We start from the raw sequence: 16,282 nt of genomic DNA on the forward strand, positions 1-16,282 counted from the left end.
GTCCTGCAATTCCCATCCGTTGCTGACCGCGATCTGCAGCGCCTTGAAACTGACGATATCTTTCTTGCCCATCGCTCGCGCGATCTCGGGTGTGGTGAGTATCGCGGCGGCAGCTCCGTCCGACACGCCCGAGCAGTCAAACAGGCCGAGCGGCTCGGCGATCATCGGCGCATTGAGTACCTGGTCCTCGGTGATCGCCTTGCGCAGATGCGCCTTCGGGTTCTTCACCGCATTGGCATGGCTCTTGATCGAGACATGGGCCATTGCCCGTTTGAGCAAAGCCGCATCCACGCCGTGTTTGGCGCGGTAGGCGGTGGCGAGCTGCGCGAAGTTGGCCGGCGCGACTGCGCCCGGATACCATTGGGGGATATAGGTGCCGACGGTCGCCACCGGCAGACCCGCATAGCCCGAGTCCTTGAGCTTTTCGACGCCGAGCGCGAGCGCGATGTCGCATGCGCCCGAAGCGACAGCGTAGGCGGCGTTGCGCACCGCTTCCGATCCGCCAGCGCAGAAGTTCTCGACCCGGGTCACGCCGATATTGGGCAGCCTGAGCGCGATGCTGAGCGGGGTGCCACCGCGGCCGGTGCCAACATCCGCAATATGGGTCGAATACCAAGCGGCGTCGAGCTGGGTCGGCTCGATACCGGCATCCTCAAGCGCTTCAACATACGCCTCGACCATGAGATCCTCCGGGCTGGAATCAAAGCGCTCGCCGAAGCGGCTGCACCCCATGCCGAGAATAGCGACCTTGTCTTTGATACCACGAGGCATGCAGAATCTCCTTTACTATCAGGCGCCGACCGCAACCGGCATCGCCTTCCAGAAATAGCGAGTAAAATCGCGCAGCTGGTCGCGATCCTTGATGCGAAAGGTCATCTCCATCTCGGTTCCGGTATCGACGTCACCGGACTGCACGTCGGTGAACTCCATCAGGACGCGACCGCCGCCCTCGAAATCGAGCTGACCATAGTGATGCGGTGGCGCTAGATAGAAGGAAAGCTTCTCGGCCGACCAACTCAGCACCTGCGCCTTCTTCTCCGCCATCTTGTAGGGGCGCTGAGTGTCGAGCAGCGGCTTTTGCTGGTCGTAAGAGAAGCGCGAAGGCGGAAAATGCACGCTGCCCGTGACTTCACACTTGCCGCCGACGAGTCCAAGGATGGCGCTTCGATGACGGTAGAGCGTGCTGAGCGCTGTCTTCTTGTCCTGCTCGCCCCGCATCCCCTTCTCGATTTCGATGAGACCGCGGAAGGCAAGTAACTTGGTGTAGTTCAGTTCCTCTCGACCGCGGTCGAGCCAGCCCGAAACACCGCGCCGGGGATTGAAGCTGTTGATCGCTTCCGTCACGCGGAAGAGAAGAGCCTCCGCGCCATTGCCGAACTCGACCACCAGAATGGTTGCGCCGGGCCTGGCGGTCTCCAGCACTTGCGCAAGCAGCAGCAGCGCGTGTGCGGTGCAAGTATCACCGATCCGATCGTGCAGCGAGGATAAAACAGCCTCTGCCGCGATACCGCAGCTCTTGGCGATCTGGGCGTCCATCCTGGCGAGCGTGGTCGGGAATATGAAATAGTCGACCGCGGAGGCTTCGAGCCCGGCGCGTTCCAGCACCGCCTTGACCGCCCGCGGCACGATCTTGGCGACGCCCTCGTCGCGCACCCAGCGCTCTTCCCAATTATAGTCGAACTCGACCCCGGATTGACGGAAATGATCTACGAAATCGACGGTCACGCTGGCAGAGGCGAGATGCTCGGCGAGAACATTGTCCCTACCAAGCAAGATGGCCGCGCCTGCCTCGCCCTGCTCCATTTCTGCGGGGCTAGCCATGCGTGCCTTCCGGAGATCGGAGGCAAGGGCGAGGCTCGGTCCGCCGCCGCCCCGGACTCGCGCGAGCGCCTGATTGACGATGCCAAGCCCGGCGCGCCGCGTGCCGCCTGCGTCATAGGCTTCGACGCTTTCGTTCAGTGTGAGCGCGGCCGCGACGACCCCGGCATTGAGCCGATCGGCGAACGGCGCCGTGGTAGAGGCGAAGTATAGCGCCTCGACATGGCTGCGATCGTCACCCTCGCCCAGGCAGTCGCGCGCGGCGGCAACCACCATTGTAATCGGGTCCTCGTCCCAGTTCGCCATCGCGCGATGGCCCCCGGCACGGCCTTTGAGATTGGGGGCGAACCAAGAATTAGCCTCGTAGATCGCCCGCCGACTCAACCGTGCACGCGGCACATAGCCGCCGAAACCGATAATACCCGTCACGTACGCGTCCTGTCTTGATTGTCTTCGGCGCTTGCGCGGTTGCGCTCGCCGACCTTTTGTCTACAGATTCCCGGATCCCATCTCTTTCGGATAGCTTGATGACCACCGACGCCGAGTCCAGCACCCGAGGCCCCACCGATCGACCCACCGCGGTCCGCAAGGCGCTCGACATCTTCTCGGACTCGTGGTCGTTCGCTGTTTTGCAGGAAATGTTCCTGGGCGTGCGCCGGTTCGACGATTTCCAGCGCAACCTGCAGATCTCGCGCAGCGTGTTGACGCGGCGTCTGAATCACCTCTTCGAACAGAATATCATCCGCCGCGAAGTCTATCAGACACAACCCGTGCGGTACGAATATCGTCTCACCGATCGTGGCATGGACATGTATGCGATCTTCGTTGCGCTCCAGCGCTGGGGCGAACAATGGCTGGGTGCATCCGGCGGCAGCTTTCGCTTGGTTCACACGCCTTGCGGACATGAGCTGAATCCCGCCGTCGTGTGCGAGCATTGTCACAAGCGGATCGATCCGCGCGACATCCGCTATGCGCAGGATTGAACAAGTGGTGGCCGTCGTCACAGAAGTCGCTCACGGAGAAAGGCCCCGATATGCGCGATCGCTTCGCGCGCCTCATCAAGCTCGTCGGGAAACTGCTGGAAGACGTGAATCATCTCGTCCCACACCTCCAACTGCACCGACACGCCTGCTGCTTCGGCCTTGGCGGCGAGATTACGCGAGTCGTCGAGCACCGTTTCGCGGTCGCCGACCTGGATCAGCATGGGCGGGAAACCGGCAAAAGCTGCGTTGAGCGGTGATGCCAGCGGGTCGGCCGGGTCCGCGCCACCAAGATAGCCCGCGGCGGTCGCGGCCAGCATCGCACGCTGGTGGATGGGATCGCTGTCGGCACGTGTCTCGTAGCTCTTGCCGCGCAGTTCCAGGTCGGTCCAGGGCGAGAGCAGCACCAGCGCCGCTGGTGTCGCCCCACCCTTGGCACGGAGCTTCAGGGTGCCAGCGAGTGCAAGATTGCCGCCCGCTGAATCACCGGCCAGCGCGACATGATCGAGCGAAACGCCCTGCCCCACCAACCATTCGCAGGTCGTCAAGACGTCCTCGATCGCTGCCGGAAACGGATGCTCGGGCGCGAGGCGGTAGTTTATGGCAAAGCCAGCCGCCCCGCTCGCGGCCGAGATGCGCGCGATCAAGTCGAAATGCGAGCGAATCGACCCTACCCGGTAACCGCCGCCATGCAGATAGAGAAATACGCGCTCCCGCGTGGCTCCCGGCGCGACGATCCACATCGCGTCTACCCCTCCTGCCATGACCGGCTCGCCGACCACTCCGGTCGCGTCGGACCAGAAGAGGTTGTCCCAATCTTCGCGCATCGCCTCGATCGGCGTGTTGCGCCGCCAAGCACCATAAGTGCGACGCACCTTTTCTATTACGATGTCGATGGGCCGAGCCACAGGGTGTTCGCTCATTGCGTCAACACCCCATGCCGCCCGAGACGCCAAGCACCTCGCCAGTGATGAAGGATGCCGCCTCGCTCGCCAACATGAGCACAGGTGCGGCGACCTCCTCCGGCTCACCGATCCTGCCAAGCAGTGTCGCGCTAGCCATCGCGTCGCGCAGCTTTTCTCCGCCCTTCGCCACCGCCTTTTCCAACAGCGGAGTGCGAACCGGCCCGGGGAGCACTACGTTGGCGGTGATCCCGAAGCGGGCATTTTCGCGCGCGATCGACTTGGTAAACGAAATTACACCACCCTTCGCTGCAGCATAGACTGCTCCGCCCTTCGAGCCCTGGCGCGCCGCTTCCGAAGCGATATTAACGATGCGTCCGTAGCACCTTTCCTGCATTGCCGGCAGCACTGCCTGTGTACAGGAAAGAACGGCCATCAAATTGACGTCAACCAGCATACGCCATTCGTCGGGCGTAGTTTTGGTAAAGAAGGCATGCTGATCGATGCCAGCATTGTTGATGAGAATGTCAATCGGTCCTGCCTCGCAAACCACCCGGCGTACAGCCGCATCGTCGGTGACGTCGAGTGTTGCCGCAATGCCGCCGATCTCCTTGGCCCAGCGCTCGGCGTCCTCGGCACCGCGCGCCGAAACAATGACCTCGCAGCCCGCATCCGCCAACGCCTTGCTGATCGCGGCCCCGATGCCACTCGCACCTGCTGTCACCAGCGCGCGGCGGCCCAGAAATGCATCCTTGGCATAGCCGGTCATCGCGTCAGCGCCCCGTGAACAGGGGGGTACGACGCTCGATCACCGCCGCTAGCGCTTCGCGGGCATCGGCCGTGCCAGAAAGTTCGGAAACGGTCCGCGATTCCTCGGGGAAAGCCACCTCGATTCCGGTGCCAAGCCCATTCCACAGCAGCCGCTTGGTGGCCGCCAACGCTAGCGGGGCACCGCGCGCAATTTCCTCAGCAAGCCTGAACGTTTCCTCTTCCAGCGCTTCGTCAGACACCACGGAAGTGATCAATCCAATATCCAGTGCTTCCTTCGCGGGAACAACCGGGTTCCGGATCAGCATGTCCATCGCCTTGCGAAAGCCGACCAGCCGCTGGAGGGTGACCGAGGAGCCGGCGTCCGGCGCCATGCCGGCGCGCGTCGCGCCAGTAAGGAACTTTGCCGAGGTGCCCGCGATCACGAAATCCGATGCACAGACCAAGCCGACGCCGCCGCCGCCAGCCGCGAAACCCTGAACCGAGGCGATGACCGGCGCATTGAGCCGGATCAGGGCACCCGCGACAATCTGGAGATATGAGGTTGCCTGCCGCAGATAGTCGGGCAGCCCTTCCCCCTTCGAGGCGAAATCCTTAACGTCGCCGCCTGCGCAGAAATTCTTCCCGGCGCCGCGCAAGACCAAGACGCGGATACGCGGATCCCCGTGGCAGCGCATCACCGCCGCATAAAGCGCAGCGAGAAAATCCACCGTCATGCCGTTGGACGCATGCGGGCGATTAAGCATCAACTCCGCGATGCCGTCTCTGTATCGCAGCAGAACGTCGCCATTCGGAATTACACTTTCCCAGTCCCGCTCATTCATCGCCGTCTCCCGCACATCTTCTGTTATCAAACGACGGTCTTCGTGCGGCACCAAGGTGCTTTCGCAATCAGACCAAGAATGCCATCGACCAGAGCGCCGTATCGTTGTTCGGCAACAACACCGTCTTGCGCGCCATGCGCAAACCGCCATCGATCCGACGCAGCACATATTTGAACTGCGCCGCCCAGACGACGTCGCCGCGCGGGTGGGATTCGTAGATAATCCCGTTCGCGTTCGCGTGGACATCGCCGTTCCCCGCGATCGTCACCTCGACGTTCGAGATGGTACGGCGCAGGTTGGAGCGAGGCTCCTGAGCCCACCGCCGGCCGGTATGAAGCTGGCGTATGCGCAGCGCGATGCGCGAGCGGTTGTCGTAGATAATTGACATCTCGTGATCGGGATCGATGCTGTCGTCGCCGTTCGCCGGCACCCAGTAAAGCGCGTCGTCAGCCCACAGCGCCTCCCATGCGTCATATTGATGGTCGTCCTGCAGACGCGCTTCGCGATAAATGAACTGGCTGATTTCGTGATAGAGGAGCAAATCCTCAAGTGTGGTGGCGATAGGCACGGCCTCCGCCGGGCTATCGAGGGTGGCTGTGCCCGCCATCATTCGGCCTCCATGAGTTGAAGATAGTGACGCCAGATCCCGCGCGACGGGGTCTCGTCAGTGATATGACTGACGCGGTAATTATCCTCGTCGCGTGTCTCGCGCTGCTCGCCGCGACCTAGGAACACCCACTCGGGGTTCTTCGACTTCACGCCCGCGTGACAACCCTCGTACATGCTGGCGTCGTCGGCGAGCAGGAAACCTGCCGGGCCGACCGAACCCATGGTCTGCTGGCGCAAGCGGCGGTTGATATCCGGAGCACCCTTGAACTGGATCGGCGTGACATGCTGGATCGTCTCATCGACCGAGACGGCCTGGATCACGAACAACTGGATCTCGGCGATGAACAGGTTAGGATAAATCATCGCGTGCGGCGTGCCGTCAATCATGATCGTCCGCGCTTTTTCCGACCCATATGCGGCGCTCATCTTATCGACATAGTCGGGCAGTTTCTCCGGCGTCGTGCCGAACCAGCGCATCGGCTCGTCGAACTTCCGAAACTCAGGCCTGAGGTCCATTTCGGTGTGACCGTTGCCATAATCGCGCGCGAGCGCGGTCGACTTGTCAGCGTAGAGGCCGCCAATGCCGCTATCCGCGACGCCGAAGATCGAACTGTGCGTGAACGCCGGATGATAGCCGTCCGTTTCATTCTCAACGACGAACTTCCAGTTCGCCTTCACCTTATGCTGGAGAAAGCCACAGCCCAACTCGACCTCGCCCTCGGGCCCGTTGACGCAGAGGCGGTCGAGCATCTCCGCAGCACCACCCAGATGCTCTTCAAGGCTCGGACCGTCCGCAGCGAAAGAGCCAAAGACGAAACCCTTGTAAGAGGCCATACGCGGCACTTTGCCGAGGCCAAGCTTGGATTTGTCCGCCGCAGGATTGTCGCGATAGCCTTCCGGGAAGGCATAGCCGACGAGATCGCCATTGTTCGAGAAGGTCCAGTTGTGAAAAGAGCAACTGAACAGCTTGGCGTTGCCCTTCTGCTTCACGCACACGACATTACCGCGATGCGCGCAACGGTTCTGAAGCAAATGAATCTGCCCCGCCTTGTCACGGGTCATCAAGATCGGCTGTGGACCGATTGATTTCATTACGAAATCGTTTGGGTTCGGGATCTCGCTCTCGTGTCCGACATAAACCCAAGTCTTGTACCAGATCTGCTCCAGCTCGCGCTCGAAGTTCCGAGCATCGGTATACAGCGACCCGTGCACACGATCATTGAGGATCAGCGCGCGCAGGTCCGGGATCGTCGTCGGTACAGTCATTGCTACAGTCGCCATTGCGGTCTCTCCAGTAAGTTCTCTTAGAGAACTAACTATAACTTGCGCGTGAGTCGCGCAAGGCAAATCAATGATTCAGGGTCTTAAGAGCTCTCTCCATGAGCCCGCGCGCCACGACTTTCAGCGCAAGCGTCTCCTCCGCGCCTTCGAAGATTGAGAGAACCCGGGCATCAACGAAATAGCGGCTGACGGCGACCTCCTCAGCATAGCCCATACCGCCGTGAATCTGCAGCGCTTCACGGGTCACAACCTCTGCCGAGCGGCAGGCGAAAAGCTTGACGAGGCTTGCTTCCATCTGGCCGTGCCCCTCATTCAACATTGCGCCCACATGATAGGCGAGTTGGCGGCTTGCGGCGAAGCGCGCCGACATACGGGCGAGTTTGGCGCGTGTGAGCTGATAGTCGCCTAAGGGGCGGCCGAACACTTTCCGATCCGCTGCGTAGCTGAACGCGGCATTGAGGGCGGCCCGCATGACCCCGCAAGCGCGAGCGGCTGTCTGCATGCGCCCGCCGGTCATGCCCTGCATGGTGAAATAAAAGCCCCGCCCGAGCCCGCCTTCCTCACCGAGTACATTGGCGTCCGGCACGAAGAAATTTTCGAACACGATGTCGAAGCTATGCATTCCGCGATAGCCGATTGTCGGGATCGCCTTGCCGCAGAGCAGCCCGCCTTCCTCCTGCCGGTACTCGAATTCGTGGCCGTCATAGCTCGGCTTCTGGACGAGGAGAATGCTCAGGCCCTTATGGCCCTTCTCCGTACCCGTGCGAGCGACGACCATCATGAGGCCCGCCTTTCCCGCAAACGTGCACCAGGTCTTGGCGCCGTTAAGCCGCCAGCCGCCCTCCACCTTCGTGCCCTTGAGCGAGAGACTCGCGACGTCTGAGCCGCAGTCTGGCTCGGTGATAGCAATGGCGCAGAGCGGATCGCCGACCGCGATCTTCGGGAGCCACGTTGCCTTCTGCTCCTCCGTGCCGCCCGCAAGCATCGCGCGGGTTAAAATCTCAGGGCGCGTGATCAGGCTGCCCGCTGCGGCGAGCGACGCTTCGGAGAGCGCCTCGGTGATCGCGATCACCGCCTGGTTGTCCTCCCCCTCATCGGGAGCCGTGCCGCCGTAGCGCGCCGGCACGGAGAGACCGAACACGCCCATCTCACGCATTGGGCCCAGAAGTGCTTCTGGCACCGTCAGATCGTGGCGGTGGATTTTCTCAGCGAGCGGGGCCACCACATCGGCCGCGAAACGTCGGAATGCGTCCCGCGCCATTTCGACTTCGTGGCTCACGACGACCTCGGCGAAAGGCTCGCGCCCCTCTTCGAGCCGGACACCCGCATCCTCCAGTGCAGCCGTACTCCCGCCAGCCAGGAGCGCGTCATAAGCCGGGCCCGCACCCACCGCCTGAATCGCACCGAGGTCATACCCGATCTCGCGAGCAATCATGGCCAGGCGGGCTAGCGCGCTCGGCACAGCATCGGCCGCGAACACGCCGGCGAGCACATTATGAAGCGAGCCATCCGATGTTCCTGGCGCAGTGAGCAAGATGCGCGCTGCCAACAGCTCGGACGCTGCGAAGGCCAATTCATAAGATAGGATCTGGTGCGTATCGAGCGCGGTGCTGTCGAGCGCTCCGTTCCTCGCGCAGCGCATCGCCAGCGTCGCTGTGAGACGTTCTAGCTGGGCACTCGCGCAGGCCACAATCTCGCGCGTATTGGCGGGCGCGGGCTCAACGACGGGCAGTGGCTGGGTCACAAGCTTTTGATCCTCATAATGGCACATTGCCGGTTCGCTCGTGCTGGCGTCGACAGTTTAAGTGTCTAGGCTAATCACGGTTACGTATAAGCTGGGGTCCAAGCGTCGAAGTGTTGATATCGGCTTTGCGGATCTTACCATTCACAGTCCTGAAAAGCGCGTCCATGAACAAGATGCGCTTGGGCATTTCTGCCCGGCTCAGTTGGCCGCCGCAGAACCATTTGATGTCGAGCAATCCCGTATCGCGGCCCTTCTTGCGTGCAACGGCCAAGGCTACGAACGCTCCACTGCTTTCGGATGAGCGATGCCAAACTCCGGGGCAGCCCAATGGTCGCCGAAAATCGGCTCTACCGCATCGGTAACACTTTGGCTGCCCCTTGAAGATCATGGATTTATGGCGATCAAGGCAGTATTCGACCGGGCTAGTCTTTCAGCAAGCTCCTCCGGTGGACTGAAACGCTGTCCGTACGCGGACGCCAGCGTTTCGCAACGAGCAAGAAACGCGTCGATCCCCATCGAACGGATAAATTGAAAAACACCGCCCGAATAAGACGGGAAGCCGAATGCCAAAATCGATCCTATATTGCCGTCGCGCTCGCTCGTCACGACATTCTCCTGCAGGCAGCGCGCGGCTTCGACCACCATTCGATACATCATGCGGTCCCGAACATCGGCATAGTCCATTGCCTTGTCACCACCGAACATCTCGGTGAGGCCGGGCCAAAGCTGCTTACCGTCGTCGGGCAGGTAATCGTAGAAGCCCGCGCCAGCGCCGCGCCCAGCCCGTCCGCAGTCGCACATCAGTTCGCAAAGTTCCGCACAAACGGCGTAGGTCTCCGAGTAGCTGTCGCCCAGCTCCTGATCGAGCACCCTGTTGGTCTTGTAGGACCGCAGCAGCATGTCCATCATGACCTCGTCCTGGACGGCGAGCGGGCCGACCGGCATACCCGCATCCCGCGCAGCATTTTCGATGATGGCCGGGTCTACCCCGTCCTTCAGGAGACGGTCTCCCTCATCGGCGAAAACGGAAAAAACGCGCGAGGTGAAGAAACCGCGGCTGTCGTGGACAACGATCGGCGTCTTCTTGATTTGCTGCACGAAATTGTAAACACGTGCAAGTGTCTCCTCGCTCGTGCCCTTGCCGCAGATGATCTCGACGATGTGCATCTTGTCCACAGGAGAGAAAAAGTGGAGGCCGACGAAATTGGTTGGGTTCGCCGAAGCTTCGGCCAGCAGGGAGATAGGCAGGGTCGAGGTATTGGTCGCAACAATGGTGCCGGTCTTCAGGACCGCCTCCACTTCACGAACAATGCCTTTTTTGAGCGGTACATCCTCGAAGACGGCTTCGATCACCAGATCACAGTCGGACAGATCCTCCATCAAGATGGTCGGTTGGATCCTTGCCAGGATCGCCTCGCGATCCTCCTTAGTCTTCCGCCCACGCTTGACCGCCTTGTCGAGGAGATCGCGACTGTAGGCCTTACCCGCCTCGGCTGAGACAAGGCTGATGTCCTTCAATACGACATCGATGCCGGCGCATGCGCAGGAATAGGCAATTCCGCGGCCCATCATGCCTGCACCGAGTATGCCGACCTTGCGAACCTTTTGCTTCTCGAAACCCTTCGGGCGGCTCTCGCCTGCCGTGATTTCGTTCATCTGGAGGAACATCGTGCGGATAAGGTTCTCGGTCACCGGGGTCATGAGCAGTTCGGCGAACGTGCGGCTTTCGATCAGCATGGCGGCGTCGAAACCGACCTGGGTGCTTTCCGAAGCGACCGCCAAAATCCGCTCGGCTGCGGGCAGAAGGCCCCGCGTTTTCTTGAAGATCATGCTAGGGAACACTGACATCGCGCCGATATTCTCCGGAGCGAACATATTGCCACCGGGGATACTATAGCCCTTGACTTCCCAAGGCTGACGCGGCGACGGATTGGTGGCGATCCATGCCTTTGCCTTAGCCAGCATATCCTCGCGGGATGAGGCCAACTCGTCGACCAGCCCCTGTTGGAGGGCGTCTTGCGGCGCGAGCCGGCGACCTTCCGTCAACAGCGGCAAGGCCTTCATCAGGCCCAACATCCGCACTGTGCGGACCACGCCCCCCGCCGCCGGTAGAATGCCTAGGCCCACCTCGGGAAATCCTATCTGGGACTTGGCGTCGTCGATCGCGATCCGATGGTGGCAGGCGAGCGCCAGTTCGAGACCTCCGCCGAGTGCGCTGCCATTGATCGAGGCGACAACGGGTCGGCCAAAGCTTTCGATGCGGCGCAAACGCGCCTTGAGCGCCTGCACAAAGGCGAAACCAGCTTCCGCCCCCCCCTGCGTCAGGGCGAGTATCTTATTCACGTCGCCACCCGCGACGAAGCTGGCCTTCCCCGAAGTGATGATCACGCCGGTGATGCTGTCGCGCTCAGCTTCCAGCCGCGCAAGTACCGTATCCAGCATATCGCCGAACGCGTCATTCATGACATTGAGCGGCGCGCCGGCCATGTCGATCGTTATGACGACGGTGCCGCCCTCGAGCGTTTCGTAATTCGCGTTTTCCACGATCAATACCCCTGACTCAAACTCGTTCGACGAGCGTAGCAATGCCCATGCCACCACCGATGCACAGCGTGCAGACGCCGCGCTGCAAATTCTGACGCTCTAGCTCGTCGATGATCGTTCCGATAAGCATGCCCCCAGTCGCGCCGATTGGATGGCCGAGCGCGATCGCGCCGCCATTCACGTTCACCTTTTCCTCGGGAACATGGAGATCATCAAGGAAACGCAGAACCACCGAGGCAAACGCTTCGTTGACCTCGAAGAGATCGATGTCATCAATGGAGAGACCCGACTTGGCGAGGAGCTTGCGGACGGCAGGCCCGGGGCCTGTAAGCATGATCGTCGGCTCAGTGCTGACGATCGCCATCGCGCTGATCCGCGCCCTTGGAACCAGCCCGAGATCGCGCCCCGCCGCCTCCGAGCCGATGAGCACGGCACTCGCTCCATCCACGACGCCGGATGAATTGCCTGCGGTGTGGACGTGACGTATGGACAGAGTCTGCGGGTATTTTGCAATGGCTACAGCGTCCATCCCCATCTCGCCCAGCTTAGCAAAGGAGGGCTTGAGGCCAGCGAGCGTTTCCATCGTGGTTTTGGGCTTCACGAACTCGTCGCGGTCCAAGACGATCTGCCCGCTGGCATCACGCACAGCAATGAGCGAACCATCGAAACGACCTTGGCGCTGCGCCGCGCTCGCCTTCTGCTGCGAACGAAGCGCAAAACCATCGACATCTTCCCGGCTATAGCCGCCAAGGGTGGCAATCAGATCCGCCGACACGCCTTGCGATACGAAGTTCGCCTTCGCCATCACTTCGGGATCGAAGAACAGCGCGCCGCCGCCCGCGCCCATTGGGACCCGCGACATCGACTCGACGCCGCCCGCGACAATCAAGTCTTCCATGCCACTCATCACGCGCGCGGCTGCCATATTCACAGCTTCCAGCCCCGATCCGCAAAAGCGATCGATTTGGCAGCCGGCGACGCTGTCATCCCATCCCGCCAGTAGCGCGGCCGTCTTTCCGATCGCTGCGCCCTGCTCGCCGACCGGCGAGCCGCACCCCAGTATGACATCCTCCACTCGGGCCGTATCTAGTCGGTTGCGCCGCTCCAAGGCCTGCAATAGGTCGGCGATCAGCCTCACGGGCTTCACGGAATGAAGTGAACCGTCGTGCTTGCCCTTACCTCTCGGAGTACGGATTGCATCAAAAACGTAAGCGGACGTCATACAAAACCTCGCAAATTGGGGACGATTTGGTTGCGCGCGGCCAGCCGTTTACCCGCACGATCCCCGATCAATCTTGTGTCGCCCCGTCCGTGTAAGCTTGCATTGTCGTTTCGACTGTCCCTCTGGAGGGAACATCCGCCTCTAGAGGAGCGCTTCTCCGTGTTGGCAGCGGGAGAGCCGCAGTTCCAGGCAGACCACTTAATCGCGCTAACTGATTGCTCAGTTATAAAAGTTGTGCCACTATCAATTCTTCGAAACTTCGTTGGCAGTAGCAGGGCGAACCGCCTATATGGAGAACGCAAAGTAGTGATCTGTGATTTGATTCAAGCGTCTTGCATTCGGTCGCCAATCATACATTTGATGGTCTTTGCAGCGACCAATGCCATCGGAACCCTGAAATTCAGCGAAGCCTGCTTAAATACCTATCTGATAGATACCCCATGAAGCATTGCAGGGGTGCCAAGCTGAGCTATCTCGCTCAGTCGCTTGCCGCGGGATTCCGGGCCAAGCTTTACGTGGCAGGCGATGCTAGGAATATAATCCGTGATGCAGCCGTTCCGCTGTGGGATAGAATGGCGCACGCGCTAACGGCGCTTCCGCTGATCGAATACTGCATTCTGGAGTCGGATGCTCAATCGGCTCGCCGAGAGACGGAAGTACGCGCACGCATTCGCTACAGCATGCTCCCCGAGGGTGGCCACAGTTTCCATAACCCCAGAATCGGAAATGAGGCACCAATCGCCCGGATTGCGTTTGACTTCAGTATCGGAGCGGAAAGCACGATGCCCTATCGCAAACGGGCATACCAGGACTTCAACATCGGGAGTCGGCGTGAGCCACTTCGCTAGTATCCGACGCAATGGGTGCCAGGAAACATTTCCTTGCTCAGGAAGGCATATTGACCGGCATGACAATACTGACGCACTTGACAAAACTCTGCTAAAGAAAGTCGCTCTCTTGCCTGCACTCGCCGCAATCACTCCTGCCGTGCCCGCAGAGCGCCGTGGCCGCAAAAGCCGCCGCGATGTCATTATTATCGAAGCCGCGCGGATATTTTTCGAGAAAGGTTTTGATCGGACATCGGTCCGCGACATCGCCGCGAGCAGCGGAATGACATCGGGAAGTATATTCTATCATTTCTCAAGCAAGGAAGATCTTCTGGCCCATGTGATCGCGGAGGGTATCCGTCATGGGCATGAAATTGCCGAGCATGCCTTGATCGGCAAAGTCACTCCGATTGATCGTTTCCGGGCGTTAATAGTGGGCCACTTGCGAGTGCTTCACGATCAACGGCACATGCATAAAGTCTCGATTCAGGAGTGGGATAAGCTTCCTCCGGAAGCACGAGCGGAACTGAAGGAAGCGAACAATCGGTATCGCATACGTTGGCTGGACGTACTCGCGGGCCTAGAGCAAGGCGGGTATCTCAAGGCGGAGGCCGAACTTTTTAGGCGCACGCAGATCGCCTCACTGAACTGGACGGTGCATTATAAAGATGAGGAACTGGAAGATCTCGAAAATCTGGCCGACCGGATGGCGGCTACCAGCCTGAATATGGCGACTGAAGACTTCACAGCTCTATTGGACAGGTGAGCATTGGCATTCGTCAACCGGCGTGCGCGCGCTTGCCGGCCTAATCACGGTAAAGCCTATCTTAATTTGGCGAGGCTCGGGCCCGACGATCGTCAGACCGACGAGGTTTCTTCGAGCCATCGTTCCGCCTCAGCCAGCGACTCAAAGAACATGACGCCGTCACGGCCAATCATTCTCTTCAATTGCATGCGTAGCAGAGCGCTCCGTGTCACGATTGCCAACCTTCTCGCACTTGGTGGCGTATTCGCAATGCCCGAACGAAAGGCATCCACGACGGGCTGCACCTGGACGGCATAGTCGACGAAATCCACAAGCAGATCATAGCTCTGAGGGCGATGCCGGAGCTTGCGTACGGCCTCTTGCTCCTCGCGACCCAAATGACGCCTTCGACGCGGGCCATAATCAGACTTTTGGCGAAATCGACGACCGTAAGTAAGCGCCGACGGAACGTGGCCTTGTCGGCATCACCGAAATAGGAAAGCTCGCAGCCTTTAAGGAGGCGTGAGCATGGACATCGAGCAGTCAAACGAGCCTCGTATGAGCGGTCGCGGTGATGGCGGAGCGCTTGTACAGGTGGAGCGGCGTCGGAACTGGAGCGACGAGGAGAAGCTGGCGATCCTGAAGGAGACGACGGTGCCGGGCGTTGTCATATCGGCCGTAGCGCGGCGGCATGCGATAGGCACGGGCCAGCTCTACACCTGGCGCAAACAACTGCTCCGGGGAGCGATAGCAGGCTTCGTACCTGTCGAACTGACAGCATCATCGCCGTCGGCCAAAGCCCGAGAAGCTGGGCGGATCGAGGTTCGAGGACAGTGTGGCTTGACGGTGTCAGTTGATGGCGAGGTTGATCGGGCTGCCCTGAAACAGGTGCTCGATGTCTTGCGGGAGCTGGATCATTGAGCCTGGCGCTCCCGCCTTCGACGAAGATCTACCTGTCCCTGCCACCGTGCGACATGCGCAAGGGGTTTGACGGGCTGTCAGCGCAGGTGCGCAATATTCTTCAGCTCGATCCCTTCTCGGGGGCGGTGTTCCTGTTCCGCGGGAAGAGGGGCGACAGGCTGAAGGCCTTGGTCTGGGACGGCTCAGGGCTATGCCTATATGCGAAGCGTCTTGAGCGCGGAAAGTTTGTTTGGCCACGTGCCCATGAGGGTGCGCTGCGGCTGTCGGCAGCCCAGCTTGCGATGTTGCTCGAAGGCCTGAACTGGAAGCAGGCGATCGTCCACGACGAGGTCATCACGCCGAGCCTCGCATAGTGAAAAAGATCAGGAAAACCGCCATTTTATGTAGGCTTTGCCGTCGGCTTCCGCTATTATTTGCGGCATGCGGTTCGATCGCCTTCCCACTGACCCGGTCCTCCTGCAGAAAATGCTGCTGGAGATGGCCGATGTCATGGAGCAGGAACGGGCCGAACTGACGGCGGCGCAAGCCACGGTCAAAGCCCAGACCTTGCGGATCGAAAAGCTCGAGCATCGCGTCGCGCGGCTGCTGCGCGTCCAGTTCGGTCGTAGCTCAGAGAAAATGGATATCGCCCAGTTGCGGCTGATGTTCGAGGAGATCGAGGCACCGGAACCCGCCAACGATGAGGTGGCGGCACCGCCTGTGGCGAAATCGGCCCGCAAATCCGGCGGCCGTGTTCCGCTTCCTTCGCACTTGCCGCGTCATACAGTCGATCATCAGCCCAGCCCGTGCAGTGCCGGTTGTAACGGGCCGTCAGTACAGATCGACGAGGCTGTCACTGAGGTCCTCGACTATGTCCCGGCGCGCTTCCGGGTCATTCGCCACGTGCGACCAAGACTGGTGTGCCGGTCCTGCGAACAGATCCGCCAGGCCCCCGCTGTCGATCTGCCGCTCCCCAAGGTGATGGCGAGCAGCGCCTTGCTGGCCCACCTCGTCGTCAGCCGCTATGTCGATCATCAGCCCTGGCACCGGCAGTCAGTGATCTTCCGCCGCGTGGGACTCCACATCGATCGGGACGTGATGAGCCGCTTATATGAGGA

The 16,282-nt window shown here is 60.7% G+C and carries 17 protein-coding genes; 5 read left to right on the forward strand and 12 right to left on the reverse strand.

The window, feature by feature from the left end; all coding sequences use genetic code 11:
* A partial coding sequence (locus EBBID32_RS00775; RefSeq protein ID WP_037488041.1) for an acetyl-CoA acetyltransferase occupies positions 1–771 on the reverse strand: 771 nt, incomplete at its 3' end.
* Positions 772–789: 18 nt separating this feature from the next.
* Positions 790–2,247: a hydroxymethylglutaryl-CoA synthase family protein gene (locus EBBID32_RS00780; protein ID WP_006948988.1), complete on the reverse strand. Its 1,458-nt coding sequence runs from the start codon at positions 2,245–2,247 to the stop codon at positions 790–792.
* 98 nt (positions 2,248–2,345) lie between these two features.
* On the opposite strand from EBBID32_RS00780, the gene EBBID32_RS00785 reads away from it, so the two are divergent.
* Complete coding sequence (locus tag EBBID32_RS00785; protein WP_006948989.1) at positions 2,346–2,801, forward strand: winged helix-turn-helix transcriptional regulator; 456 nt, start codon at positions 2,346–2,348, stop codon at positions 2,799–2,801.
* A gap of 17 nt (positions 2,802–2,818) precedes the next feature.
* On the opposite strand, the gene EBBID32_RS00790 is transcribed toward EBBID32_RS00785, so the two are convergent.
* From EBBID32_RS00790 to EBBID32_RS00830, 9 genes are all read right to left on the reverse strand, one after another.
* On the reverse strand, positions 2,819–3,721 hold the full coding sequence (locus EBBID32_RS00790) for an alpha/beta hydrolase (protein WP_051093227.1): 903 nt from the start codon (positions 3,719–3,721) through the stop codon (positions 2,819–2,821).
* Positions 3,722–3,725: 4 nt separating this feature from the next.
* Positions 3,726–4,469 (reverse strand): SDR family NAD(P)-dependent oxidoreductase, encoded by a 744-nt coding sequence (locus EBBID32_RS00795; RefSeq protein ID WP_006948992.1) that lies wholly within the window; start codon positions 4,467–4,469, stop codon positions 3,726–3,728.
* A gap of 4 nt (positions 4,470–4,473) precedes the next feature.
* Positions 4,474–5,292: an enoyl-CoA hydratase/isomerase family protein gene (locus tag EBBID32_RS00800; RefSeq protein WP_006948994.1), complete on the reverse strand. Its 819-nt coding sequence runs from the start codon at positions 5,290–5,292 to the stop codon at positions 4,474–4,476.
* A gap of 67 nt (positions 5,293–5,359) precedes the next feature.
* Positions 5,360–5,902, reverse strand: coding sequence for an aromatic-ring-hydroxylating dioxygenase subunit beta (locus EBBID32_RS00805; protein ID WP_006948996.1), 543 nt, complete (start codon positions 5,900–5,902; stop codon positions 5,360–5,362).
* Entirely contained in the window at positions 5,899–7,182 is a 1,284-nt protein-coding gene (locus tag EBBID32_RS00810) for an aromatic ring-hydroxylating oxygenase subunit alpha (protein ID WP_006948998.1), read from the reverse strand. Before EBBID32_RS00810 ends, EBBID32_RS00805 begins: the two co-directional genes overlap by 4 nt.
* A gap of 67 nt (positions 7,183–7,249) precedes the next feature.
* Complete coding sequence (locus EBBID32_RS00815) at positions 7,250–8,926, reverse strand: acyl-CoA dehydrogenase family protein (RefSeq protein WP_196805568.1); 1,677 nt, start codon at positions 8,924–8,926, stop codon at positions 7,250–7,252.
* Positions 8,927–8,996: 70 nt separating this feature from the next.
* Positions 8,997–9,197 (reverse strand): hypothetical protein, encoded by a 201-nt coding sequence (locus tag EBBID32_RS00820; protein ID WP_006949003.1) that lies wholly within the window; start codon positions 9,195–9,197, stop codon positions 8,997–8,999.
* A 113-nt stretch (positions 9,198–9,310) separates the two neighbouring features.
* Complete coding sequence (locus EBBID32_RS00825; protein ID WP_231382069.1) at positions 9,311–11,470, reverse strand: 3-hydroxyacyl-CoA dehydrogenase NAD-binding domain-containing protein; 2,160 nt, start codon at positions 11,468–11,470, stop codon at positions 9,311–9,313.
* A gap of 16 nt (positions 11,471–11,486) precedes the next feature.
* Positions 11,487–12,692 (reverse strand): acetyl-CoA C-acetyltransferase, encoded by a 1,206-nt coding sequence (locus EBBID32_RS00830; RefSeq protein WP_037488047.1) that lies wholly within the window; start codon positions 12,690–12,692, stop codon positions 11,487–11,489.
* 957 nt (positions 12,693–13,649) lie between these two features.
* Between EBBID32_RS00830 and EBBID32_RS00840 the strand changes: the two genes are divergently transcribed.
* Positions 13,650–14,285: a TetR/AcrR family transcriptional regulator gene (locus tag EBBID32_RS00840; RefSeq protein ID WP_006949012.1), complete on the forward strand. Its 636-nt coding sequence runs from the start codon at positions 13,650–13,652 to the stop codon at positions 14,283–14,285.
* A 92-nt stretch (positions 14,286–14,377) separates the two neighbouring features.
* Here EBBID32_RS00840 and EBBID32_RS00845 read toward each other — a convergent pair whose 3' ends face one another.
* Positions 14,378–14,596 (reverse strand): hypothetical protein, encoded by a 219-nt coding sequence (locus EBBID32_RS00845; protein ID WP_006949014.1) that lies wholly within the window; start codon positions 14,594–14,596, stop codon positions 14,378–14,380.
* 196 nt (positions 14,597–14,792) lie between these two features.
* Here EBBID32_RS00845 and tnpA point away from each other — a divergent pair, with 196 nt between their 5' ends.
* From tnpA to EBBID32_RS00860, 3 genes are all read left to right on the forward strand, one after another.
* Positions 14,793–15,185: an IS66-like element accessory protein TnpA gene (tnpA, locus tag EBBID32_RS00850; protein WP_081628007.1), complete on the forward strand. Its 393-nt coding sequence runs from the start codon at positions 14,793–14,795 to the stop codon at positions 15,183–15,185.
* Positions 15,182–15,538 (forward strand): IS66 family insertion sequence element accessory protein TnpB, encoded by a 357-nt coding sequence (gene tnpB / locus EBBID32_RS00855; protein ID WP_006949016.1) that lies wholly within the window; start codon positions 15,182–15,184, stop codon positions 15,536–15,538. The genes tnpA and tnpB overlap by 4 nt, the downstream gene beginning before the upstream one ends.
* A gap of 67 nt (positions 15,539–15,605) precedes the next feature.
* The coding region (locus EBBID32_RS00860) for an IS66 family transposase zinc-finger binding domain-containing protein (protein ID WP_156022434.1) at positions 15,606–16,282 on the forward strand (677 nt) is incomplete at its 3' end.

Source organism: Sphingobium indicum BiD32 (assembly GCF_000382885.1).
Lineage (GTDB): Bacteria > Pseudomonadota > Alphaproteobacteria > Sphingomonadales > Sphingomonadaceae > Sphingobium > Sphingobium japonicum_C.